We start from the raw sequence: 23,893 nt of genomic DNA on the forward strand, positions 1-23,893 counted from the left end.
TTGGTATGAAACTACAGACTCAAATTCCACTTGATCCCGCTAGTAATCCCATCGATTATAACAGCAAAATCCTGTTGCTGGGTTCCTGTTTTGCGGAAAACATGGGAACAAAGCTTGAATATTACCAGTTCCAAACCAAACTAAATCCCTTTGGAATTCTGTTTCATCCATTGGCTATCGAGAATTTGGTCAGCCGGGCTGTTCTGGCTAAATCCTATCAATCAGAAGAAGTATTTGAACAGAATGGGAGATGGCTTTGTTTTGATGCCCATTCCGATTTAGGTGCCAATTCCCAGGATTCCCTGCTGGAAAATTTGAACTCGGCCTTGATGGAAACCCGGAAATGGCTAGAAACTGCGTCCCACATTATAATCACCTTGGGCACAGCTTGGGTATATCGTAACAAGGCCACAAATCAGCTTGTTGCCAACTGCCACAAAGTGCCCCAAAAAGCATTTGAAAAGGATTTGTTGACAGTTAGGGAAATTGAGTCCTGTTTGATACGGATGTTGGACCTCATTTCCACAGTAAACAAAAATGCAACTGTGGTTTTCACCATCTCCCCAGTGCGACACCTTAAAGATGGATTTGTGGAGAATCAGCAGAGCAAGGCACATCTTATCACCGCAGTCCAGGAAGTATTGTCCTCGCGAGAGGAGTTGAAAGGACAATACTTCCCAAGCTATGAAATTATGATGGATGAGCTACGGGATTATCGGTTTTATGGAAAGGACCTGGTGCACCCCAATGAGCTGGCCATTGTCTATATCTGGGAGCGATTCAAATCGGTTTGGATATCTGAAGAAATTTACGCGGTGATGGAGGAGGTAGAAGGAATTTGGAAAGGATTGGAACACCGGCCGTTTAACTCTGAATCTGAAGCGCATCAAAAGTTCAAAACGTCGTTAGCTGCGAAAATCACGTATCTTAAGGAGAGACACCCCTTCATGAATTTTGAACGATGAAAAAAATACTCTTGGGAGCCCTGATCGCCCTATCTGCCATTTTGATTTACAAATCGTGCACAGAATACAATCAGGATAAGGCGATATTAAAGGAAAGTTCCCTTTTGTTGCAACAAGAACTGAAAAATGTGTCAAAGCTTATCGTGACCGAAGGGCATTTTGTGGAAGTATATAATTATGCAGATTCCAAAGAGTTATTCGGCAGCCTGGTCACCGCGGATAAAAAAGCCTTGGTCGTGGTCAATGCCGAAGCCACGATTTCTTATGATCTTTCCCAATTGGAAATTGAAGTGGTCGAAGTGGAGAAAACTATTCGGATTCTGACCATTCCTGAGCCAGAGATTGCCATCAGCCCCGATTTTGAATATTATGATGTTACAGCAGATTATTTTAATCCTTTTAATGCTGAAGATTACAATGCTATCAAGGAAACTGTGAACGAATCCCTCCGAAAGAAAATAGAGATTTCTTCTTTAAAATCAAATGCTGAGAACAGGTTATTGAGTGAACTTTCCCGGATTTATGTATTGTCGAATTCTATGGGATGGACTTTGGAATTCAATGATAAAAGGGTCTCCGAGATATCCACTTTGTTGGATTGAACTTTTTGTAACATTGTCCGTTTTTTTCAGTCTTACAAAAAACAAAAAACGAATGATAAGGTCTCACATATTAATTTGTACTATTGTTTTGGGATTGATTTCTTGCTCTCAAGAACAGTCCAATCATATAACGTATCATGTCACATCAATTCAAAAGGATTCCATTCCAAAGCTTCAAGTGTTGATGTCATTTTTGCCTTCGGCGGAAGGGGTGACGGTTCTGGAATATCCAAATGATGCATGGGGGCAAGAAAACCTACACAACGCTATTGAAAGCATGGAAATTATTGATGTGAAGGGCGAGATTGAAACGAATAAGGATAGTGGATGGATTACCCTTAAGCACCCCAAAGACTTAAAAGAACTACAATTTAAATATGTGTTGCAGCAAGATTTTCCAAATCCCATCACATCAAGAAAAACCTATAGACCGATAATTCAACCTAAATACTTTCATCTTTTTTCCCATAACCTGTTTATGCTGCCCCAGACTGCGGGTGATACCTTGAACTTGCATTTGGATTGGAAAGGATTGTCCGCTAAAGATGTTGTTCATAATAGTTTTGGGAGTAATGAAAAGAATCAAACATTGGAAGCTGTTCCAAAGACAAAGTTCCTGGAATCAATTTTTGTTGGAGGGGATTTTACCATTGATGAAATTACCATCAAAGGAAACAAGGTGTATTTAGCCACTAGGGGAAATTGGGTTCCTTTTTCTGTAGATGAAGTAAGAGACCTTCTCCAGGAGACGCTCGAATGTCAACGTAATTTTTGGAATGATCATAGCCAGGAATATTTTACGGTTACTATGCAGCCGTTTCCATTAGAAAATGGGAGTAGTTTTCAAGGTACTGGGCTTACAAATTCGTTCGCTACCTCAGTTTCGAACAATGATTTGACCCAGCTGAATCAGATGGTTTACCTATTCAATCATGAGTTGATGCATAATTGGATAGGCCATGAGATACATAATGACAATGAAGAAGAACAATATTGGTTTAGTGAAGGGTTTACAGAGTATTATACATTCAAGAATATTGCCAAAAACGGGATAAATGATCTAAGACCAAGCTATTTCATTCAAGAAATTAACCGCACCATTCGAAATTTGCATGCTTCACCAGTTTTTATGGCTCCAAATTCGGAGATTAATTATGATAATTTCTGGACCAATCCAGACTATTCCAAGTTACCGTATTCCAGAGGTGCAATTTTCGCTTTTGTATTAGATCAACAGATTCAATTGGCAACAAACCGCACAAAGAACTTGGACGATATCATGCGTCGCATTTTCCATGATGCCGCCCATGATGGACAAAAAGTGACTCACGAATATTTTGTGAATATGGTTAAAGAATATCTGGGAGAGGAATTTGAAAGTTATTTTGATAAGCACATTGAACAAGGGGTTCCTGTGCCTCTTGCAGAATTTTTTACCAGCTTAAAATTGGAGTTCACTCGAGAGAGTAGAATATTTGAACTAGGATTTCAATTTTCAGAAGATAAGAAGGAGATAGTTTCAGTGGTGGAGGGTAGCAATGCATACAAAAGTGGGCTAAGAGCTGGAGATAAAATCATGTCACGGAGTATTTGGCATGGGGACATTGATAAAAAAGTGGAGCTTGGTGTTTTCAAAGCTGGTAAATTACACCAATTGACCTTTTATCCGGTTAAAATGGCTCCGGTTCCGCAAATAATTGAAAATCCAGGAAATTTATCGAAATTAGGCTTTTAACTTATCAAAGTACCTTCTACCAATGTGATACCATCATCAATCAAATGACCTACTTCTGGACGGGCTTTCTTGACTTCTTCCAAATGGTGTTTGATATCTTGGGCCAATTCATCCCGTTGTCCATTTCTTGCCAGTTCGTAAAGCTCTACGGGTAATAACCAATCCTCTGGAAATTCCCCCTTGATTTCTTCGAACAGCTTTCCACGGGAGATATAGGTGTTGATTCCCTCCCGATAGTCCCTTACACGTTGGTAATATGCTTCCAGTTTGATCCTACGTTCGTCCCTTGTCTTTTTGATGGTGGTCTCGGTGAGCTCGTGGGTAATGAGATCAAAACTTTGCAAGTCTGCCGGACCATTATAAGCGGAAACAATTTCTTGACCAACGGCCATGTGGTACAATCCCCATTCTGGTAGGAACAACAGTTCTCCGTTATGGGTCACCTTGCAGTCCTTAAAAGTGATCAATAGGATTTTTCCCTGAAGGTTACGGGTTCCGGTAACTATGGTTCCTTCCACCTTAAGTCCGCCCTCAAATTCAAGGGCAACTTCCTCCTCTTCAAAAATTTTGTAGGCTTTTAGGTCCCTTGGGCTCATATCCTCAATGGCCAGGTTAATACCTTTTAGCTTGCCAATTGGGGAGCCAAATCCATCTGCATGGTCCAGTGTACTGTGGCCAACTAGTTCCTTATCTCTATATCCCAAGGCCGTAGGTCCGGAAGTTTTAATATATATGGGCTTGTTTTTATGTGCAACCACTTCCGAAAATACGCCCGAAATTTGAAGGCCCGTACTCAGTTCCAAGGTGCCCAACGATTTGGAGTCGATAAGTTTTTGCGCTCCGCTCAATCCCCCTGTCCGCAAGGCCATGGTGTTGGCAAAATCCTCCAAAACTTGACTTAAATGTGCAAAGTGGGGGGTAACGAATAGTTGGGGCTGTGGCTTTGTAATATCAAAGGCTGTCCGTGCGGTTTCCAACGTATAGAGGAGCTTTTCAACATCGCTTTGCATGCACCATTTACTTTCTCCAATGGAGGAAAGCAATCCTGCTCCATAAATTTTGGGGTTTTCCAACGTGCCTATCAGTCCGTATTCCACAGTCCACCAATGCAAATTTCGAATCAGGGCCATTTCGCTGGGTTCGCCCATATTCTCCTGAAGGTGTTCAATATGTTTTTCCGCTTTGTTAATTTCCTCTTGGGGGGTTCCGGCTGCTTCTTTTATTATGGATAGATGTCTTACGGCCTCATAGAGCTCATAATCCTTGGCGCTGGAAATCGCCTTGCAGCCAATTTCTCCAAACCTTCTCAAATATTCTGCATATTCCGGATTTGCAATAATGGGTGCATGCCCCGCACCTTCATGGATAATATCGGGGGCAGGGGTGTATTCAATATTTTCCAATTGGCGTATATCGGAAGCGATCACCAAAACATTGTACGCTTGAAACTCCATGAATGCGGCCGGGGGTATAAACCCATCAACGGCTACCGCGGCCCATCCAATCTCCTTTAAAATCCGGTTCATCCCATACATATTGGGAATACTATCTATGGAAATTCCGGTTTTTTCCAATCCCTCTACATAGGATTTATGGGCTACTTTGCTCAGGTAATCCACATTTTTACGCATTACATAGCGCCAAACCGCTTGGTCAATAGCGGTGTATTCCTCGTAATTCTGAGGTTTTATGAACTGCTTTAAATGTTCTGGAAGCTTGTCCAGAATAGGATTGGATTCGTAACTCATGCTGCTGTAGTATCGGCCCTAAAGTTACAAAATAGGGTACGGAAATCCACTTTTTGTTGGGTGAGCAACAAAAAAAACCGTCCTTTTGGACGGTTGTGTTTTAATTGGAGGCCACAGTGGGTATTGGTGGGTATTCCTTAAGGATGTGCGAAACAAATTCCCGGATGCGTTCCTCTTTCTTTTCGATATTTTTGGTGTTGTTCAGGGTGCCTACACCGCGTCCTTGCCAAACAAGTTCTTTTTTATTGGCGTCGATAACATCAATATAGAGTGAACCTTCGGTGCGGGTACTCACGTTATTGCCGAAGCCACCTCCCCAGCCCCAACCAGGACCCCAGACCCAGGGATTGTAGAAGCCGCCCCAGCGGCCGCCCCATCCAAAGTTGTTGTTGTAGACGTCAACACGCTCACGTTCCTTGGTGAAAATACTGATCAATACATCAGGATTTTGGGATTTTGCAAAACCCCGTGAGGTCATTTCTGTCTCAATGGCCTTTAGAATTCTTTTTTTGTCCAAATCCGAGATTTGGGCCTTGTCGATACCAGTTTTATAGAAGGCATAGGTTTGATAGGTGCCAAAATCCGCTTTGTCATCGTAATCAGAAACAACACGTACGGAGGAGCAGGAAACCATAAAGGTTGCAACTAAGGCAATAAGGGTAAGAAATTTTACATTTTTCATATCAATTATATTTTTGAGTTCAACAGAAAAGACTAATAATCAGTCACAAATATTATGCCGAACATACTGCTATAGTTGGCGATTTGTATTTTTATTGTACCCATAAGGGCAATGCCGGCAACCACTTTCGCAGCAATAGCCTCTTTTAAGGTGGTATTGCTCGGTAAAGACCTTATATCCTTCCTTGGATAAGTAATAATCGCCCTCTTCAAGGGGAATGAGCTCCTTCATCTACTAGAATCCTGTCCAATTCCACATAAAATTAAGCTATTCCGATGAAAAGCCTTGTTTTGCGTAAATTGGGTTATTCACCGAGATTGTTAATGTTATTATCGATGCTATCCATTCTTGAGCGGCTTCAAAAGTTATATTTGTAGGAAACCTATGATAATTCGGTTTGATTTTAGTCTTTAAACATTTCTTTTATCGCAACTATGTTGGTCTCTCTTTGTGGCCCTTTATTATCTTAAAGGAAGGTGCCCTAAGAAAGGATGAGGTACTCATCAATCATGAACGCATTCACCTGAAACAGCAACGGGAACTTCTCATTATACCTTTTTATATACTTTATATTTCCGAATGGTTGTTGCGCTCGGTTTTATATCTAGACAGTTATAGGGCTTATCAAAATATTAGTTTTGAGCGTGAGGCCTATGCCAATGAGGATGATATGGAGTATATTTTCCAGAGAAAACCGTATAGTTTTTTAAACTATTTGATGCGTTAATTCCAAAAACTTGTTGATTCCCAACCAGAAAATTGACCTCCCACTTTTGAAGGAAAGTGGAATTACCCTGTACGTTAAAAGGGAGGATACCATTCATCCACACATTTCAGGCAATAAATACCGCAAACTCAAATACAATCTTGTTGAAGCGAAACGACAGGGACATGATACCCTGCTTACATTTGGCGGGGCGTTTTCCAATCATATAGCGGCTACGGCTTATGCAGCAAAAGAAGCTGGACTAAAAACAATCGGAGTCATCCGTGGAGAAGAATTAACGGAGAAATGGCAAGAAAATCCTACCCTCAAACAAGCGTCTGAACATGGCATGCAATTTCATTTTGTGCCTCGTGATGCTTATCGTGAAAAGACCTCACCAGATTTTGTAAAGAATCTCGAGGATAAACTGGGCAAGTTTTATCTGGTTCAGGAGGGCGGAACCAACGCCTTGGCCATAAAAGGTTGCGAGGAAATTTTGACCGAAGAGGACGGCAATATTGATTTCATCTGCTGCGCGGTGGGTACTGGCGGCACCTTGTCTGGAATCATCAATTCGGCTAACGCCCATCAAACCGTTTTAGGTTTTCCAGCTTTAAAAGGCGGTTTTCTGAGGGGGGAAATCTCCAAATTCACCCAGAACAATAACTGGGATATAATATCGGATTACCACTTTGGAGGATATGCCAAAATCAATAGTGAGTTGGTGGACTTTATCAACAATTTTAAAAAGAAAACCGGTATTCCTCTTGACCCAGTATATACTGGAAAGATGCTTTTTGGTATTTTTGACCTGATTAATAAAGGCTTTTTTAAGTCTGGCACACAGATTTTGGCCATCCATACTGGAGGTTTGCAAGGGATAAAAGGCATGAACGAAGTACTGAAACGAAAGAATTTACCGTTATTGGATTTATGATCAGAAGAGTTGGATATGTTATTGTGCTCCTATTTTTGGTAGTAAGCTGTAAATCCAAAAAACGAACGGTTGCCCATCAGCCCAAGCCGGTGGTGGAGACCACCACCCATCGCAATCCTAATCGGGATTTACCCAAGGATGGGCCCAAAGAATCCGAATTGTATCCACTACCAGCCAACCCGGGCCGATTTGTAAGATTTCCTATTGCAGACACCCAGGAATACATCGAAACCTTTGCTGAAATGGCCCAATACGAAATGCGTGCCTTTGGTATTCCAGCCAGTATTACCTTGGCACAGGGGATTTTGGAAAGTGGCTCAGGAAAAGGGGAGTTGACCAGAAAGACCAACAACCATTTTGGAATCAAATGCCATACCGGATGGGACGGAGAATTCGATTTCCATGATGATGATGCCAAAGGGGAGTGTTTTAGAAAATACAACCATCCCATGTATTCGTTCCGGGATCATAGCATTTTCCTTTCATCTCGTTCTAGATATGCTTTCCTCTTTAATTACAGACGGGACGACTATAAAAAATGGGCCTATGGTCTTCGACAGGCAGGCTATGCGACGGATCGCAAGTATCCGCAGAAATTGATTGCCTTGATAGAGCGCTACAATTTGGACCAATATGATGAAAAAGTGGTGCGAGGGGGACTGGATACGGTGCGAGCGCCCAAGGAATACGAAGTATTTACCCATGTGGTGGCACAAGGCGAGACCTTGTATGCCATCTCAAGAAAATATACCATTTCGGTGGAGGAGTTGAAACGTCTCAACAATTTGAGCAATAACACCATTTCCATTGGTCAGGTGCTTAATGTCAGAAAAGAAAAAACGAAGTAAACCGTCATTCCGCACTTGATGCGGAATCCAGAAACTTAAAAAAGATTCCTGCTTGAGCAGAAATGACAACTAAAAGAATGCTATACCAACGAAGCAGCGTCTTGTTTGCAGAGGCCAAAAAATACATTCCCGGAGGAGTAAATTCCCCAGTACGAGCATTTAAAGCCGTGGGCGGGGATCCAATTTTTGTGAAAGAAGCCAAAGGAGCCTATCTCTATGATGAGGATGGCAACCAATTGATTGACTACATCGCTTCCTGGGGTCCATTGATTTTGGGTCATGCACACGAACCCGTGATCAATGCGGTAGTGGAGAAGGCTAAAAAGGGCACTTCGTTTGGAATGCCTACTGAAATTGAGACCGAGTTGGCCCAACTGGCGGTTTCCATGGTGCCGAATATTGATAAAATCCGTTTTGTGAACAGTGGTACCGAGGCTTGTATGAGTGCGGTGCGTTTGGCAAGAGGGTATACCGGAAAAGACAAGATTATCAAATTCGCTGGTTGTTACCATGGTCACTCGGATTCTTTCTTGATTCAGGCAGGTAGTGGCGCAGTGACTTTTGGAAGTCCCAACAGTCCTGGGGTTACCCAAGGTACGGCCAAGGATACCTTGCTGGCCAATTATAATGATTTGGAAGGGGTAAAAGCCCTTGCTGAAGCGAATAAGGGGGAGATTGCGGCCATTATTTTAGAGCCCGTGGCCGGAAATATGGGCTGTATTATTCCAACGGATGAATTTATCCATGGTCTTCGTGAACTTTGTACCCAAGAGGGCATTTTGTTGCTTTTTGATGAGGTGATGACCGGATTCCGATTGGGTAAAGGGGGTGCACAAGAAGCTTTGGGTATTGATGCCGATATTGTGATGTTCGGAAAAGTGATCGGAGGCGGATTGCCCGTGGGCGCTTTTGCTGCACGCACTGAGATTATGTCCCATTTGGCACCGGAAGGCCCAGTATACCAAGCTGGAACTTTAAGCGGAAATCCGCTGGCCATGAGTGCAGGTTTAGCCATGCTTACCGAACTCAATAACAGACCTGAAGTGTTCACGAGTCTGGCTGAAAAAACGGAGTATTTGCACGAAGGCATTGCCGAAGTGTTGACTGAAAAAGGAGTGACGCACCAAATCAACCGCTATGGCAGCATGATTTCCGTGCATTTCTGTGAAGACCCTGTGGTGGATTTTGCTTCCTCGGCCAAAGGCAACAACGATACGTTTAAAAAGTATTTCCATGGGATGTTGAAGCGGGGAGTTTATCTCCCACCTTCGGCATTTGAGAGCTACTTTTTAAATGATGCGCTTACCTATTCGGATTTGGACAAGACTATTGAAGCAGTTAGAACAATTTTCTAATGTCCCTTCCCAGATTCCTGTGGGAGAAACTTATTTAATTTGACTGGATATTGCTCCTTCCCTTTAAGGGAAGGTATCCGAAGGACAGTAGGGTCATAATATTAAACTACTTGCTTCTATCCAAAATGCTCCCGAATCTCCTGTAACACCGAAGGCAAATTCTCAAACACCATTTTATTTTCAAACCTGAGCACCGTGAGGCCAAGACCTTCTAGATGTTGTGTCCGGAAATAATCCTTTTCTTGGGCCACAGCATTAAAATGTACCTGCCCATCCAGTTCAATAATCAGTTTTTCAGAGACGCAATAAAAATCCACAATGAAATTATCAATGCTGTGCTGCCTTCTGAACTTTCTTCCGTCCAGTTGTTTGCGTTGCAATTTGGTCCAAAGAAAAACCTCGGCCGGGGTCAGGTTTTTGCGTAGGTCTTTCCTATACTGTTTTAGTATACGTTTGTTATGTCTCCTCATTGGGTAGTGTAAGATTCGGTAGGGGTAAGGTAGGTAAAATAATAATTAGCTAAAACCCCTCCGTCCTTCGGACACCTCCCCTCCTACGAAGGGAGGAGCCTTGAGTTGGCCCGCTAGGTTAATTTACCACACAAATGAAACTATTTTTGGTTACAGCAATCCTGGTTTGGAACAGATAATTGCTGCATTCTTCCTGCTACTTTAATCCATTAAATTTTATTGCACCTTTCCTAATTAATGAAGGACCGACTGCTATAATTCTTAGTTACCCTTTGCTCCTTCCCTTTTAGGGAAGGTGTCCGAAGGACGGAAGGGTCAAAAAACTCCCAGTCGCCTAGATTATATTGTAGGCTTTGTTAACATATATTCACCTATTCCAGAATCTTGAATCTAGATAATAATACCAAGTTGAATTTCATCTTGAATACCTACTGAAGAAATGGGAATGGATAAAGGATTTAGAATGACATTTGTTAAAGTGTGTTAAAATATTACCGAACGTTTGGTAAAATTGAAAATGATTGTACATTTGTCCCATGAGAATGGCAAAAGTATCAGATCAGGAAATTTTAAACGGGCTTATGTCCGTGTTTCGTTCCAAGGGCTACGATGGGGCAAGCCTAAACGAGTTGGCCGAGGCCACCGGACTTAAAAAGGCCAGTCTCTACCACCGCTTTCCCGGAGGGAAAAAGGAAATGACCGATGCCGTGCTGGATTTTATGGAAGCCTGGGTCAATGAGAAGGTCTTTAAAGTACTATCCAATTCCGAGGTGCCACCCCAACAACGGCTTAAAGATGCGTTGTACAACATTGGCGAGGTGTACGGTCATGGGACCAAGGTATGCTTGTACCGTTCCTTGAGTATGGACACCGGCATGTCGCTCTTTGGCACTAAAATAGAGAAGGGTATTGCACAATGGCTGGAATCGTTCAGCATTCTGGGCCAAGCCGTGGGAAAAGATGCAGAGACCGCTGAGCAACTGGCAAAGCAAAGCTTTGTGGAAGTTCAGGGTAGCTTAGTGCTCAGTAAGGCCATGGGCAGTACGGAGCCCTTCGCCCAGGCCATTGAAAATATTGAAAGTAGATATACAACATAAAAAAATTTGAACTTTATATTTACCGAACGTTCGGTTATTTAATAAAAACAACAATTAATATTAAAATCATGAAAACTAGAAAATCAATTGTAGTAGTATTTGTAATGGCACTTTTTGTGGCCTCGAACCTTAACGGACAGCGAAAAAAGTCCGGTGTAGACACTTATCCAACCACTTTTCATACCGCCAAGGTGGCTGGTTTGGATATTTTTTATCGTGAAGCGGGACCCAAAGATGCCCCAACCCTATTATTGTTGCACGGGTATCCCACCTCTTCGCACATGTTCCGCAACTTAATGGAGGATTTGTCCCAAGATTACCATTTGATCGCACCGGATTATCCTGGCTATGGACGTAGTTCCCAGCCACCGATGTCCGAGTTTGAGTATAGTTTTGACAATTTCGCGGAGATTGTGGATGAACTATTGGTGCAGCTTAAAGTAGACCGATACAGTCTGTATCTTATGGACTACGGTGCGCCAGTAGGGTACAGAATTTTTGAAAAGCACCCGGAAAGAGTGGAGGCCTTTATCGTACAAAACGGTAATGCCTATGACGAAGGTTTGGCGGATTTCTGGATTCCCCTTAAAAAGTATTGGAACGATTATACTGTAGAAAACGGAAAACCTTTGGAAGGCTTTCATTCCCCAGATGGTCTAAAATGGCAGTACCTGCATGGTGTACAGGACAGCACTAAGGTAAGCCCTGATAACTGGCACCATGACCTACAGCATTTAATCCGCCCAGAGAACAACGAAATCCAGCTGGCGATGTTCTACGATTACCGCACCAATGTGGATCGTTACCCCGGATGGCAAAAACTGTTTCGAGAGTACCAAGTTCCTACTTTGATCGTGTGGGGAAAGAACGACTATATTTTCCCTCCATCAGGAGCTCATCCGTACAAGCGTGACCTTAAGAATGTGGAGTTCCATTTGTTGAACACCGGACATTTTGCCTTGGAGGAAAAAGGCGATGAGATTGCCAAATACATCAGCAATTTCCTTTCCAAAAACAAGATAAAGTAAATTGAAAACCAGTAATTAGGTGCACTGCCCGCGGCTCATTTTTTTCATGAGGTTGCGGGTAGTGTTTTTGGTTTTAATCCGACTTAGTTTGGCATAAATAATACATAATGGAACAAGAAATAAAGAAGCCGGTTCCTCCTTTCACCCTGGAGACGGCCAAACAGAAAATACAATTGGCGGAAGATGCCTGGAACAGTCAAGATCCCGTGAAAGTTTCCAAAGCCTATACTGTGGATAGCGAATGGCGTAATCGGTCGCAGTTTATCAATGGGCGGGAAGAAATCCAAACGTTTTTGACGGACAAATGGGAAAACGAGCGCAATTACAAACTCAAAAAGGAGTATTGGGCCCACGGTGATGATCGTATTGCTGTCCGCTTTGAGTACGAATATCAAAACAAGGACGGACAATGGTTCCGAGCACATGGCAATGAAAATTGGGAGTTTGATGCAAATGGCTTGATGAAAAAGCGATATGCGAGTATTAATGATGTGGCTATTGCGGAAGGGAATAGGAGGTTGTAACCCACCCACCCCTCCGATTCCAACTTTGTTGGAATCACCTCCCCTCCACGAAGGGAGGAGTTTTTTAGGAACACAAGTTGGTTCTCCCTTCGTGGAGGGGAGATGTCCGAAGGACAGAGGGGTAGGAGAAATACAAAAAAAAACGGGGCATAACCGCCCCGTTTTCCACAAAAATCTAACTAAACCAACCTAACTAAATCGGTTTGATCCAAAGCAGGTGTTTCCACTTGCTTCGTTCTTTAAGGATGAGCAAAATGTTAATAGCAAACAGACCTCCGGTCTCGAACAGTTCGCCCAGCTCATCGGCTTCCAGAAAAAAATGGAACAAAAAGATGTGGAGCGTTATAGGCAGTAAAAAAATGGCACCCACAAAACCGGTACCTTGCAACAGTACCAACAGACCAAACAACAATTCGCAAATACCCAGTACCTGCCAAAAGTATCCCGTCTGCTTGGCTCCACTGATGTACAATATTTTTTGAAGGGTACTTTCTTTTTCGGGAGCTTTGAACTTCTCCGCTTTTTCCACTACTACAACCGGGGATGGAATGGGCTTTTGGAACTTTTGGATACCTCCGTAGACCATCATTCCACCTAAAACCAGTCGAAGGATTATAAAAACAATATTTTTAATATTCATGATGTCCTTATTATAGTCTTTCATATGTAAATTGGGCATTACCGCGAATACCTTCATTACTGATATAGGCCGTAAACATCATTTTATAATAGTTTCCGGCCGAATCTTTTAAGACATAGTAACGGTCATCCTTCAAAACACCGCCAAAAGCATCTCTCCAACCACTGCCAATCACGGTTCTGTTGTCATACACAAAAGCGGACTCATCTACATCGCCCCGGCCAAAATTGGCATAGGACGGCACATCAAAATTTGTGACAACCCCTTCGGAATCTTTTTCATAAATGGTAACCTGATACAACCCCACACCGCCCAAAGTGTTGTGTACGGTATAATCGGAATAGGTCAATCCGGCAACAAGTGGACCTTGGTAGCCATAATAGGAGAACACCCCGCTAAAGTTGATGTCCCATGCATCAGCAGCGGGCTCCACACTTACACTCTGACCTTCGGTCAGGCTAAAGCCGGACACCAAGTAGCTGGAATTTTTGGGAACGGTTACCTCAGAAAAAGCAGTTGTCTCATCCAATGTGGCATATTGAATGGTGTAGTTATTGCCATCGCTCAAGATTCGTACTTTCATAAACCCTCGGTGTTCCCCGGTAGTGTTAATGCTTCCAGGTTCGGCAGCTTCCGTAGGGATTTCGTTTCCAAGGCCTACGATGTATACATTGTTCTCATCTGCTGTTGTGGAAATTTCGGCAAAGGCCGTCCCCTCCAAATCCCCTTGCCAGCTATCGGTAAAGACTACACCTTGTTCAAAATCCCCATATTGGAAATAGCCCACAGGAAGTCCTTGAAGCAATTCTGACACGGTATTTACCGTTACGGTAGTGGGCTGAAATGTCATTGCGTCCAGGGTATTCAATTCCAAAGGGGAGGGCAGTGAGGTGGCCTCAGTTACCGAAAGTAGATCGGTAATTCCTTCCAACTCGGCGGCTGAGACCAATAAAGAGGCATTCAAATATACCCGGTTTTCAGTGCCGTTGAATAGGCCGAGTTCCCAAGTATCTCGTTTGACTGTGGTCTGAACCCCAGAGCTAAAGTCGAAATACACTTGATTGGGCATGTTGGAACCCCCATTTTCCAAATCGATGATGCCATTTAAGGCAGCGATTGGTGAAAAACTAACGGTCGCCGAGTTGATGGAACCATTTCTCCAGTCCGTATTATCAAAACTATCTAAACTGAAGGTAACCGACTTTGTTGTCCCTTCAATGGGATCCAAGATTTTTGTGAAGGTGATAGTGGCATTTAAATCTCCGGCGGCCACTGGGACTGCAATGGTTCCTGAATTTGCCGCAGGAACAGTGGAATAATCCGTGCCATAGGTAGCATTTTCACCGGTAAAGGATACGGTGATGGTACCTGCTTCGGTGGCCGCTCGTGAAAAATTCAGGATAATTTCCTTGGTAGTATCCGTTTCCGAAGTGCTAATGGTTGCACTGCTAAAAGTTACCGAGAAGTCAATCAGGTCTTCCGAGTCGTCACTGCTGCAAGAGCTAACGAAGGCCAAAAAAAGGGTAACGGCTAAAAAAGTAAGTTTTTTCATGGTTTTAATTAAGGTTTAAATTGTATGATAGTTTTAGAAAATAGGATCTTCCATTACCGAACAACCTGCTGGCACTTGAATTGGATGCATGTGCTCCTGAGGGTACATTTGAGGCGTTTACGGTAACTATGTCGAAGATGTTTCGTGCGCCAAGGGTAATGTCCAAATCCTTGGTTATACTTGTTCTGATAGAAGCATCCATCCAGGTGAAATCATCCGTCTGCCCTACAACGGGACCACTGTCCCCAGGAACCAAAACCTGTGTTCTTCCGGTATACTTTAATTGGGTTGAAAGTGTGGTTTTCCAAGAAGGAATGGTATAACCCAAGGTGGTTTGAATGTTGAAACTCCAGAGGTAATCGCTGTTACTATCCGCGGAACTGTCAATAGCGGTGGATTCGCCCATGTAGGTAGCGCCCAATCCAGCTTGCCAACGATCCAATTTGATGCTGTTCTCCCAGGAGAAGCCTAGGATTTTGGAATAATCCACATTGGCAAAGGTGAAGAGGCTTCGGTCATTGTCATCCGCGGTAACAACGCTGGCAATCTTATCCTGAATATCAAAGTAGTACGACTTAATCGCCGATTTTAGGAGACCACTTTCCCCGGTTTTGTATTTGTTTTCCAAATTCAAGAACACGGAAATTCCATCTTCAGGTTGTAGGTTGGGATTGCCTTGAACATTGTGGTTGGCATCCACAAAATAGAAGAAGAGTTCCTCAAAATTGGGCGCCCGAAACGCTGAGCCAAAGACCGCTTTTAGTTTGAAAGTGTCGGTAAAATCATAGGTAGAGGAAAGGGACCAAATCAGTTGGTTGCCAAACTGGGAATTGTTGGTAAAACGTGCACCTGGATAAAAAGATAGCTTATTCGTTAGGTTGAGATCCAGTACCCCAAAAAAGTCATAGTTCTCCAGGGTGTTTTCTACCACATCATTGGAATATTCTCCAGTGGCAATGGCATCGAAACCAGTTTGACGGGTGAATTCGTATCCCAATTGGGCATTAAAAGATTCCGATTTTGGGACGATATTGGATACAAAACCCTTGGAGTACCAAATCTTGCTGGATTGACTCAAATCATCTGCAATAAAGGACTCAATGCCCTGTTGCAAAATGTTGTAGACGTATTGCTGGTAGTAGCGTTTTTGGTCTTGGTAGGAGAAGAACAGATTGTAGTTGGTCTGTCCTTTTAAAGGCCCAGAAACCGTAAGATTGTTGACCCAGCGATCTGTTTCAAAAATTTCGTCCAACGCGGTTGGGTTTACCAAACCTGTGCTGGGATTCAAGCGTCCGGTTATGTTACGATCGTAAACAGTAACCTGTTCGTCAAAGTACTGCAGTTTAAAAAAGATATTGTGTTTGCCCACTGTGGCAGTCAGGTTTCCAAAAGCGGTCAATTGTTCTTTGGGATTCCATTCGGTTCCACGGAGACCGTCATTGATTAAGGTGTTATCTTGGATGTTGACATAATCTTTACCTCGGAAGTTGTTATAGAAACCGGCATAATCGTTTCTGGAAGCTCCAATGGAATAGCCTAACTTATTATTGACCTGATTGCTTACTTTTAAGTTTTGGATGTGTCGGCCTTCAGCAAATAGGCTGTACTCTTCCCCTACGGTTTCCTCTTGCACGGATAGTTGTACCTGCCAGGAATAGTCACCTTCCAGGCCTCGTTTGGTTACGATATTGATGACACCGGCTAAAGCATTGTCACCATATAATACTCCCATAGATCCTTCCACGATTTCAATACGATCCACATCCTCTAGATTGATTTGGGTGACATCTATATTATTACCCAGTCCGTTGTCACTGGCCATGGGAATCCCATCAATCAGGATTTTTACGTATTGGCCGTCGAGTCCAAACATATTTACCGTGGACCTACCGGTTGAGGCATCTGGGGTAATGGTGATGTTAAGATTGTAGTTCAGAATATCGGCGAGATTGTTTCCGGCTACCTTGGCAATGTCCTTTTGATCTACGACCCCAACTGCAAATAATTTCTTGCTTAGCGACATCACTTTACTCTCTCCGGTCACTACAACTTCATTCAATTGCTTGATTGCCATGGATTCTTGTTCCAAAGAATCAACTTGTTGCGAATTCACATAAATACCTATAAAACAGGATATTATAGTTGCGGTTATTTGATTATTTAGACTCATTCTTGATTAATTGTCGACAAATATATAAGTTATTTTAATTCAGTCTAAATAAAATTAATATTTTTGTTGCTCAAATTTTAATCACTTAATAAGAATACCACTATGAGAAAATCAACCATTGCAATGGCATTACTTTTGGGAACCATTTCCCTAATTCATGCTCAAAAAAAGAAGGAACTGGATAGAGAAGCAATTCTGGATATGTGCGGCTGCTACGACATTACTTTTAAGTATACTGAGACCTTTGCTCCGGAAATTGACTATGAAAAGAAAATGGACTATTCCGCCGGTGCCCTGGAGTTGGCACTTCCTATAGTTAGCGAAAAAAACAAGATTTCCATCCAACATTTATTGGTAATAAATGATTCTATGGTCATCAAACATTGGCGGCAAGACTGGGAATATGAAAACCAGAATGTATTCTATTATGACAAGGACAACAATTGGAAATTTGGAAGGCTTCCGAAGGAACAAGTCAAAGGCCAATGGACGCAAAAAGTGTATCAGGTAGATGATAGCCCTCGTTACTCCGGTTCTGCAACCTGGGTTCATCTTGATGGGAAACACTATTGGGAAAACAAAACAGATTCACCACTTCCAAGACGTGAGTACTCCAAAAGAAGTGACTATAACGTTATGAAACGCGGTAACCGTCAGGAAATCACAGCTTATGGCTGGGTTCACGAGCAGGACAATGATAAAATTATTCGCAAGGATGGGCAAGCAGATGTGTTATTGGCTCAAGAAAAAGGGATGAACATTTATAAAAAAGTGGATGATTCCCAATGCCAATTGGCCGTGGATTGGTGGAACGAGCATAAAGGTTTTTGGGCCAATGTCCGTGACTCTTGGGATCAAGTTTATGACCGTCAAGGGGATTTGACTTTGCATAAAAAAGTGGATGAAAAACCAATGTTCATGCATTTTTATCCCTTAGAGAAAGCACAAGCCAATGCAAGCGAGATTTCCCAATTGATCAACAAATTTGTTGCAGATTCAAATCAGGTAAATGAGGAAAGTAAATAAGCGTAATTTTCAGAATTGGGCCATGCTATGCATGGCCTTTTTCTTGTTGGCTTTTACCACCGATAAGATTTCACCCCGTTTACAGCAAAAGCTGGAAAATGCTGTACAAACGACCTTTGAGGTTGAAGATTTTGATTTGCGGGCCATAACGGTGAATTTGGGTGATGACTACTTATTTAAGATTCAACATCAGCAAGGGAATTTGGGCTATGCCTATTTGGGTAAGGCACCTAGTATGAAGGATGTTTTTGATTATGTAGTGCTGTTTAATCCTAATCTAAGCATCAAAAAAGCCAAGGTTTTGATTTATCGAGAAAACCACGGTCGGCAAATAGGGAGTCAGCGTTGGCTAAAACAATTTATTGGCAAAACAACCGATAGCACCCTGGAATATGGACCGGATATTGATGCTATTTCTGGGGCAACCATTTCCGCAAAGTCCATGACCAAAGCTGTCAATGGGGTTTTGGAAAAAATGAAGTTACTTCAGGCCAATGGCAACCTTTAACCAAGAGCAGTAAACGGGGCTCAACGCCTTGTTAATCATTACGCATTGTATGGTTTGCGAACCAAACGCATGGAAATCCACCAATAGTTGCCAGCAGGATCTTTTACTCCGGCTTGTCGGTCCTCGTAAGACATATCAGCAGGCTCTAATACGGATTCTGCACCTAGGGCCACCGCATGTTGGTACATATAGTCCACATCATTCACAAATAAATAAAAGGAGGTTCGCATCCCTGCAAACTCCCCGCGGGCCTGACTGATCATAAAACAACTATTGCCAATCTTTAAAATACAATTGGCCACATCGCCATTGGGCATGTTGGTTCTATTAAGTTCTTTGGCAAAAAAGGCTTCTTTCAAAAATTTGATTTCTGATGGCGGGTCGGAAACAAATAAGTAGCTGCTAACCGTTTGGAACCCTTCCGGGATGTACGTATTAAAAATGTCCATTTGTGTATGGTTTAGGTTAAAGTGTTGTTATCAAATTACGTAAATTTAAGTACCTATATACATGACGAATGGTCAGGGAAGTATTGGACATTAACGATTTTATTGTTTTAGTGGAGGTGGCAGATTCCAAGGAAATTACCATTGACTCCTGCACTTTTGACGAGCCAGTAATTGCAGTTGCCTTCTATGGAGCTGGAAATGTGGAGCTAAGTGTGCAATTTGAGGGGAAAGAAAAGGCCTATAGGCACAGCAAAGGACTTGCCCTATCTTTTTATGCCGACGATAAGGTAGAGTTTGTCCATACGGTATCTGCCAACAAACCCTTGGAATGCATTCTTGTTGCCACCTCACCGCGAAATTTGGAAAAATTGCCCCATGGAGAAGGGGAGTTGTTTGCCCAGATGTTGAACCAGTTGGTGCATCCTTCCGATCACTATGTCCAAGGGCCTAAATTTTACATGACCCCGGAAATGCAGTCCATTGTCCACCAAATTTTTCATTCGCCCTACCAAGGAAAGACCAAAATGATGTTTTTCCGTAGCCAGGTTACTACTTTGCTCTCCCATTTTTTTGGGCAATTGGCACAACAGGATGGCGACGGAATCAAAACATCAGAAAAGGAAAAGTTGGTACAGGCCAAGGAGATTTTAGCCCAAAATCTGGATGCGCCTCCTTCCTTGTCCGAACTTTCAAAACAAATAGGGTTGAACAGCTTTAAACTGAAGAAAAATTTCAAAGCCTATTTTGGCGTGCCGGTTTTTAAGTACCTCCAAAACGAACGCCTTTCCAAGGCACATGACCTATTGCGAAATAAAGAAGCTACGGTGCAAGAGGCGGCTTGGCATGTGGGTTATGATAGCTTAAGTTCATTTTCCAACGCCTTTTCCAAAAAATATGGGTTTCGCCCCAGTCAAATTCGAGGATAGCTAACGGGCTTCAACCCGCACCGAACAAATGGATACCGCTCCTTTTTTTCCTTTTAAAGGGACACTGCCAATGTGTTCAAAAGTGTAGTTGGAGTCATCCAGATGGTTTTTCAAAGTTTCGGAAACCAAAAGCTCGCTCTGCAAATTGTTGCATTGCCCTTGAATTCTGGCCGCAGTATTGATGGTATCACCGTGATAGGCTATTTCCTTTTTGTATTTGCCCACTTCGGTTACCGTAACAATACCGGCGTGTACGCCAGCTTTAAAAAAAGGAAGGCAGTCATAGGTGTTCTCGTAATACTCCCGCTTGCTTTCCAATTGCTGTTTGAACCTGTAAAATGTCTTGAGAAGATTCTGATTGTAAATGCCTTCATCCAAAGGCCAGGTCAAAACGGCTTCATCACCTACATATTGATATATTTCCCCATTGTTGGCTGCGGCAATTCCCAAGTCGTTAAAGCAGTCCTGTACCAATTTGCTATAAGTAACATGCCCCAGTCGTTCTGCCAAGGTTGTTGATGCTTGAAGATCCAGAAACATAAAGATACGCTCTTCCTCATGTGGGGTATAAAAACGTCCCATAATGAGTTTCAGAAGATTACCTTCCCCAAGCATAAGGTTTACCTGCCGCAGAATGGACAAAAAAATATTCACACAGGTTACGTAAAAATATATGGCCACACTTCCTGTATCAAATGCAAAAGTGAGTAGATCAATGGATGTGCCAAAATACAGACTGTAAATGCCAAAGGCGACCACCACTAGGAGAGCCATAAATAGGAGCGTATAGAGTAGCTGCATAAGCAGAAACTTTCTTAGCGAAATATTCTTATAAATGCGTTCTTCGGAAATAATTTGGGCCAAACCAGAAACGAATCCCATAATGGGTCCCAACGAAAAGGCAATCAGCAGGCTATCCAGAAATTCAAACTTAAGGCTCCCCACTTCTTCCGTACCCACACCACGAACGATACTTAGAAAGACAAAACCCAAGGTCCAACCAATCATATAGAATCTGAGCGTTCGCCACCGGCGCTTATTGATCCATGTTCCAACCATATGTTCAAAGTTATCCTTTTAGAACAAATCTTCCTCCTTTTTGAACAAATCAACCCAAGAAACCCAAGGTAGTTTTGCCCTGTAATCAAAAAAGTTTAAGTAATGAAAACAATAAAAGCATTGGGTATAGCCATCATCATTTGGATTCTAGGGGTATCCGCGTTTACGCTGATTCATGAACTTCCTTTAATGGAGGATAGATATTTACAGGCCAATATCGGTTTGGCCTTTGTAGTTCCCTTTTTGGTATGGGCAGGTGCATGGCTGTACTATCGCAAAGGCAACTTAACCCATGGTTTAAAATTAGGATTGGTTATGCTTTTGGTAAGCGCAACCATGGATGTTTTGATCACGGTACCTCTATTGATTCTTCCCTCCGGAGGCAGTTACTCCAGCTTCTTTGGTTCCCTTGACTTTTGGCTAATTGGTTTGGAAATCATTGGGGTAACCACCCTCTTCTGGTATTTAAAAGTGCCAAAATGAACTCATGGGATAATGCAATAATTAAGAAAACATATAACATCAAAATTCAAATATTATGAGAAGCAACATTTTAGTATTGGGCGGTAAAGGGAAAACAGGCCGCAGAGTAGCAGAACGACTGTCAAATATGGGACATAACGTACGCATTGGATCTCGAAGTGAAACACCATCGTTTGACTGGGACAAACCGGAAACCTGGGCCAAGGCCATGGAAGGAATGGATCGCATGTACATCACTTTTCAACCCGATTTGGCAGTACCCGGAGCATTTGAGGCCATTCAAGGATTGATGGAAGAAGCAAAACGACAAAACATCCAAAAGGTGGTATTGCTGTCCGGAAAAGGTGAGAAGGAAGCGGAGCGCTGTGAGCAAGTCGTCATAGATTCGGGTGTGGCGCACACTATAGTCCGCGCCAGTTGGTTCAACCAAAATTTTAGTGAAAGTTTTTTCTTGGAGCCTATCCAACATGGATTTGTGGCTTTGCCACATGCAGATGTTGAAGTGCCCTATTTGGATGCTGATGACATTGCGGATGTGGTCGTTGAAGCTTTATTGAAGGAGGAACATAATGGAGAAATCTACGAATTGACCGGTCCAAGATTGCTGACCTTCAGAGAAATTATGCATGAAATTGCCCAGGTTACTGGTAGGGATATTGCATTCAGACCCATATCCTTATCTGACTATGTTAAGGCCATGGAAAATCAGGGTGTGCCCGCTGATTACGTTTGGTTGATCAATTATTTGTTCTCCGAAGTTCTCACAAATCCTGACAATCAGGTCATCAAAAGGGATATTGAAAAGGTTTTGGGACGGAAGCCCACGGATTTTTCCGAATATCTCGAACGAACTGCAGCCACCGGCATTTGGAACGAACCCGTTAAGGCGTAACACCGATTAAATGGAAAACAAAGGTGGACATTATTGTCCGCCTTTTTCTTTGATAGGCAATAAGAAATTCTCCACGGCATAATTGCCAATTTCCCTCCCTAAGCGATGCCCTTCTTCCGAGTCATAGCGGAAATGAATACCTAGGTAAATTCTTGAAAGTGAGGCCTCCAGACCTGCTTCCGTAAAACTGGAGAATGAACGGGTTGGTGGATGCATTTCCATTTTTTCTGAGAATGGCCCTGCGCTATCCACTTCTTGGGTAACCATAACGAAATTGTAGTCGTTTCCCTTCCCCAGGGTATGTGCCAAAGTTTCCATGGCCGCAGAACTTGCCGTTCCATGGGCCGATGGGTACGACGGGAATGGGTAGGTGTGTTGGTGTAAGTTATTCCATTCCAAATCTGCAAGGGTATTTGGATTTTCGTCGTTTTCTGCCCATCGGATTGCGGTATAGGGTCTCCAATGGTTGTAATGGAATTTGTTGTCAAACACATTGATATAGGCATCGTATACGGCCATATTCATCAGGGCGTAAAGTCGGGCTGCTTCCCATAGGTTTAATTCTTCTTTTAACACCAGTTGCCTGGCGAGTCGGTTATGGGAATTTTCCACAAAATCTTTCCACCACATGGCCAAATGCTCCTGATCTCTTGTTCGTATTGCATTTTGGGTACTGCCAACCTCCTTTACCTCATTAAAAGCCTTGGTGTAAGCCTCACTTTGGATATCCGGCGGGGGTGGAGATCGAAAATGATCTGGTGTGGGGAGCATAAAAGGTTTGGCCTTGGCCCAGCCTGAGCCAAAAATAAAGCCTTCAGGGGTGCCACTATGCTCATTGAATTCGGCATAAACACCAGCAGCCATGGGATGCCAGGTATATTCTGCTTCCCCGTCCCAAGCGTCTTGTTGACGGTTTTGTAGAATAGCATTTACCGACTTTTCAGCAAGTGCTTTGGCATTGGAGTATGCATTCTCTGGATCTGGGAGCCAAAGATGAAGTTCTGCATCAAACTCATTTTTCTTATCTGGATATTGTGAGGTTGCTACTAAATATGCAGCGTAGGCAGCAGTTGCCAGTGGGTCACCTTGCCCATTCGATTCAGAAAATGCATAGGTGCCATAGATTGGTGCAATTGAATTCAGGGCATCATGAATGGCAATATGCATCATGGAGCCCGTCCGAAGTCCTTTTAGGGTAAGCAATCCATCTTCTTCCACAGCCACTTCCATAATTAGACGGTTCCATGAATTAAGTACATCTGGTGGATAGTCTTCTACCCTAAGTTGATGATCGTTGCATGAAAGCAATAAAAAATAGATGGGGAACAATCTGAAAAACCTGCGTAGGCATTGAATAGATATATTCATAAATCCATGGTTTTGGGGAATAGATTCGAATACCTGACCACACGCCAATACGTGACGATTTGAAGGTTAATCGAACCAATTCCGGGTTACTAAAACAAAAGGGGGTTTCGTGTATCTAAGGTA

25 protein-coding genes are annotated in these 23,893 nt (G+C 42.8%); 15 read left to right on the forward strand and 10 right to left on the reverse strand.

The genetic code is table 11. From position 1 onward, the window contains the following. Window positions 1-5 precede the first annotated feature (5 nt). The 3 genes from M3P07_RS15000 to M3P07_RS15010 all read left to right on the forward strand — a co-directional run bounded on the left by M3P07_RS15000 (window position 6) and on the right by M3P07_RS15010 (window position 3,302). Complete coding sequence (locus M3P07_RS15000) at window positions 6-965, forward strand: GSCFA domain-containing protein (RefSeq protein ID WP_249970743.1); 960 nt, start codon at window positions 6-8, stop codon at window positions 963-965. After that, window positions 962-1,567, forward strand: a complete 606-nt coding sequence (locus tag M3P07_RS15005; RefSeq protein WP_249970744.1) for a DUF4230 domain-containing protein — start codon at window positions 962-964, stop codon at window positions 1,565-1,567. Before M3P07_RS15000 ends, M3P07_RS15005 begins: the two co-directional genes overlap by 4 nt. Before the next feature lie 184 nt (window positions 1,568-1,751). Beyond that, window positions 1,752-3,302 carry a M1 family aminopeptidase gene (locus M3P07_RS15010; RefSeq protein WP_249970745.1) on the forward strand — a complete coding sequence of 517 codons (1,551 nt, stop codon included), beginning with the start codon at window positions 1,752-1,754 and terminating at the stop codon, window positions 3,300-3,302. Here M3P07_RS15010 and M3P07_RS15015 read toward each other — a convergent pair. From M3P07_RS15015 to M3P07_RS15025, 3 genes are all read right to left on the reverse strand, one after another. Beyond that, the gene (locus tag M3P07_RS15015) at window positions 3,299-5,050 is read right to left on the reverse strand and encodes an aromatic amino acid hydroxylase (protein ID WP_249970746.1); all 1,752 of its coding nucleotides are present in this window, start codon (window positions 5,048-5,050) and stop codon (window positions 3,299-3,301) included. The genes M3P07_RS15010 and M3P07_RS15015 overlap by 4 nt on opposite strands. 100 nt (window positions 5,051-5,150) lie before the next feature. Then, window positions 5,151-5,732 carry a DUF4136 domain-containing protein gene (locus tag M3P07_RS15020; protein WP_249970747.1) on the reverse strand — a complete coding sequence of 194 codons (582 nt, stop codon included), beginning with the start codon at window positions 5,730-5,732 and terminating at the stop codon, window positions 5,151-5,153. A gap of 69 nt (window positions 5,733-5,801) precedes the next feature. Further along, window positions 5,802-5,963: a DUF5522 domain-containing protein gene (locus M3P07_RS15025; protein WP_249970748.1), complete on the reverse strand. Its 162-nt coding sequence runs from the start codon at window positions 5,961-5,963 to the stop codon at window positions 5,802-5,804. A gap of 166 nt (window positions 5,964-6,129) precedes the next feature. Here M3P07_RS15025 and M3P07_RS15030 point away from each other — a divergent pair, with 166 nt between their 5' ends. From M3P07_RS15030 to hemL, 4 genes are all read left to right on the forward strand, one after another. Beyond that, window positions 6,130-6,459: a hypothetical protein gene (locus M3P07_RS15030; protein ID WP_249970749.1), complete on the forward strand. Its 330-nt coding sequence runs from the start codon at window positions 6,130-6,132 to the stop codon at window positions 6,457-6,459. Window positions 6,460-6,469: 10 nt separating this feature from the next. Then, the gene (locus M3P07_RS15035; protein ID WP_249970750.1) at window positions 6,470-7,375 is read left to right on the forward strand and encodes a 1-aminocyclopropane-1-carboxylate deaminase/D-cysteine desulfhydrase; all 906 of its coding nucleotides are present in this window, start codon (window positions 6,470-6,472) and stop codon (window positions 7,373-7,375) included. Further along, the gene (locus tag M3P07_RS15040) at window positions 7,372-8,223 is read left to right on the forward strand and encodes a glucosaminidase domain-containing protein (protein ID WP_249970751.1); all 852 of its coding nucleotides are present in this window, start codon (window positions 7,372-7,374) and stop codon (window positions 8,221-8,223) included. Before M3P07_RS15035 ends, M3P07_RS15040 begins: the two co-directional genes overlap by 4 nt. A gap of 77 nt (window positions 8,224-8,300) precedes the next feature. Continuing rightward, complete coding sequence (gene hemL, locus M3P07_RS15045) at window positions 8,301-9,578, forward strand: glutamate-1-semialdehyde 2,1-aminomutase (RefSeq protein ID WP_249970752.1); 1,278 nt, start codon at window positions 8,301-8,303, stop codon at window positions 9,576-9,578. Between the two features lie 116 nt (window positions 9,579-9,694). Here hemL and M3P07_RS15050 read toward each other — a convergent pair whose 3' ends face one another. Further along, window positions 9,695-10,048 carry an endonuclease domain-containing protein gene (locus M3P07_RS15050; RefSeq protein WP_249970753.1) on the reverse strand — a complete coding sequence of 118 codons (354 nt, stop codon included), beginning with the start codon at window positions 10,046-10,048 and terminating at the stop codon, window positions 9,695-9,697. A 542-nt stretch (window positions 10,049-10,590) separates the two neighbouring features. On the opposite strand from M3P07_RS15050, the gene M3P07_RS15055 reads away from it, so the two are divergent. The 3 genes from M3P07_RS15055 to M3P07_RS15065 all read left to right on the forward strand — a co-directional run bounded on the left by M3P07_RS15055 (window position 10,591) and on the right by M3P07_RS15065 (window position 12,697). After that, window positions 10,591-11,145: a TetR/AcrR family transcriptional regulator gene (locus tag M3P07_RS15055; RefSeq protein WP_249970754.1), complete on the forward strand. Its 555-nt coding sequence runs from the start codon at window positions 10,591-10,593 to the stop codon at window positions 11,143-11,145. Window positions 11,146-11,213: 68 nt separating this feature from the next. Next, the gene (locus M3P07_RS15060) at window positions 11,214-12,173 is read left to right on the forward strand and encodes an alpha/beta fold hydrolase (protein ID WP_249970755.1); all 960 of its coding nucleotides are present in this window, start codon (window positions 11,214-11,216) and stop codon (window positions 12,171-12,173) included. Window positions 12,174-12,280: 107 nt separating this feature from the next. Next, entirely contained in the window at window positions 12,281-12,697 is a 417-nt protein-coding gene (locus M3P07_RS15065; RefSeq protein ID WP_249970756.1) for a nuclear transport factor 2 family protein, read from the forward strand. A 193-nt stretch (window positions 12,698-12,890) separates the two neighbouring features. Here the strand turns inward: M3P07_RS15065 and M3P07_RS15070 are convergent, their stop codons facing one another. Genes M3P07_RS15070 through M3P07_RS15080 form a run of 3 tightly spaced genes read right to left on the reverse strand, consistent with a single transcriptional unit; the run spans window position 12,891 to window position 17,059 of the window. Then, complete coding sequence (locus tag M3P07_RS15070; RefSeq protein WP_249970757.1) at window positions 12,891-13,361, reverse strand: DoxX family membrane protein; 471 nt, start codon at window positions 13,359-13,361, stop codon at window positions 12,891-12,893. Continuing rightward, the gene (locus M3P07_RS15075) at window positions 13,348-14,889 is read right to left on the reverse strand and encodes an HmuY family protein (protein WP_249970758.1); all 1,542 of its coding nucleotides are present in this window, start codon (window positions 14,887-14,889) and stop codon (window positions 13,348-13,350) included. The genes M3P07_RS15070 and M3P07_RS15075 overlap by 14 nt, the downstream gene beginning before the upstream one ends. Before the next feature lie 4 nt (window positions 14,890-14,893). After that, window positions 14,894-17,059, reverse strand: coding sequence for a TonB-dependent receptor plug domain-containing protein (locus tag M3P07_RS15080; protein ID WP_249970759.1), 2,166 nt, complete (start codon window positions 17,057-17,059; stop codon window positions 14,894-14,896). Between the two features lie 102 nt (window positions 17,060-17,161). On the opposite strand from M3P07_RS15080, the gene M3P07_RS15085 reads away from it, so the two are divergent. Together M3P07_RS15085 and M3P07_RS15090 are read left to right on the forward strand one after the other, a co-directional pair. Next, on the forward strand, window positions 17,162-18,085 hold the full coding sequence (locus tag M3P07_RS15085) for a DUF6607 family protein (RefSeq protein WP_249970760.1): 924 nt from the start codon (window positions 17,162-17,164) through the stop codon (window positions 18,083-18,085). Then, window positions 18,069-18,593 carry an FMN-binding protein gene (locus tag M3P07_RS15090; protein ID WP_249970761.1) on the forward strand — a complete coding sequence of 175 codons (525 nt, stop codon included), beginning with the start codon at window positions 18,069-18,071 and terminating at the stop codon, window positions 18,591-18,593. The genes M3P07_RS15085 and M3P07_RS15090 overlap by 17 nt, the downstream gene beginning before the upstream one ends. 38 nt (window positions 18,594-18,631) lie before the next feature. Here M3P07_RS15090 and M3P07_RS15095 read toward each other — a convergent pair whose 3' ends face one another. Next, complete coding sequence (locus tag M3P07_RS15095; RefSeq protein WP_249970762.1) at window positions 18,632-19,042, reverse strand: VOC family protein; 411 nt, start codon at window positions 19,040-19,042, stop codon at window positions 18,632-18,634. 68 nt (window positions 19,043-19,110) lie between these two features. Here M3P07_RS15095 and M3P07_RS15100 point away from each other — a divergent pair, with 68 nt between their 5' ends. Continuing rightward, a complete protein-coding gene (locus tag M3P07_RS15100) occupies window positions 19,111-19,968 on the forward strand; it encodes a helix-turn-helix domain-containing protein (protein ID WP_249970763.1) in 858 nt (285 codons plus the stop codon). On the opposite strand, the gene M3P07_RS15105 is transcribed toward M3P07_RS15100, so the two are convergent. After that, the gene (locus M3P07_RS15105; protein ID WP_249970764.1) at window positions 19,969-21,027 is read right to left on the reverse strand and encodes an adenylate/guanylate cyclase domain-containing protein; all 1,059 of its coding nucleotides are present in this window, start codon (window positions 21,025-21,027) and stop codon (window positions 19,969-19,971) included. 102 nt (window positions 21,028-21,129) lie between these two features. Here M3P07_RS15105 and M3P07_RS15110 point away from each other — a divergent pair, with 102 nt between their 5' ends. Both M3P07_RS15110 and M3P07_RS15115 read left to right on the forward strand, forming a co-directional pair. Beyond that, window positions 21,130-21,510 carry a DUF5367 family protein gene (locus M3P07_RS15110; protein ID WP_249970765.1) on the forward strand — a complete coding sequence of 127 codons (381 nt, stop codon included), beginning with the start codon at window positions 21,130-21,132 and terminating at the stop codon, window positions 21,508-21,510. A gap of 55 nt (window positions 21,511-21,565) precedes the next feature. Next, a complete protein-coding gene (locus M3P07_RS15115) occupies window positions 21,566-22,402 on the forward strand; it encodes an NmrA family NAD(P)-binding protein (RefSeq protein ID WP_249970766.1) in 837 nt (278 codons plus the stop codon). Window positions 22,403-22,432: 30 nt separating this feature from the next. Here M3P07_RS15115 and M3P07_RS15120 read toward each other — a convergent pair whose 3' ends face one another. Further along, complete coding sequence (locus M3P07_RS15120) at window positions 22,433-23,770, reverse strand: vanadium-dependent haloperoxidase (RefSeq protein ID WP_249970767.1); 1,338 nt, start codon at window positions 23,768-23,770, stop codon at window positions 22,433-22,435. Window positions 23,771-23,893: the final 123 nt, after the last annotated feature.

It is taken from the genome of Flagellimonas myxillae (assembly GCF_023502235.1).
In the GTDB taxonomy this organism is placed as follows: domain Bacteria; phylum Bacteroidota; class Bacteroidia; order Flavobacteriales; family Flavobacteriaceae; genus Flagellimonas; species Flagellimonas myxillae.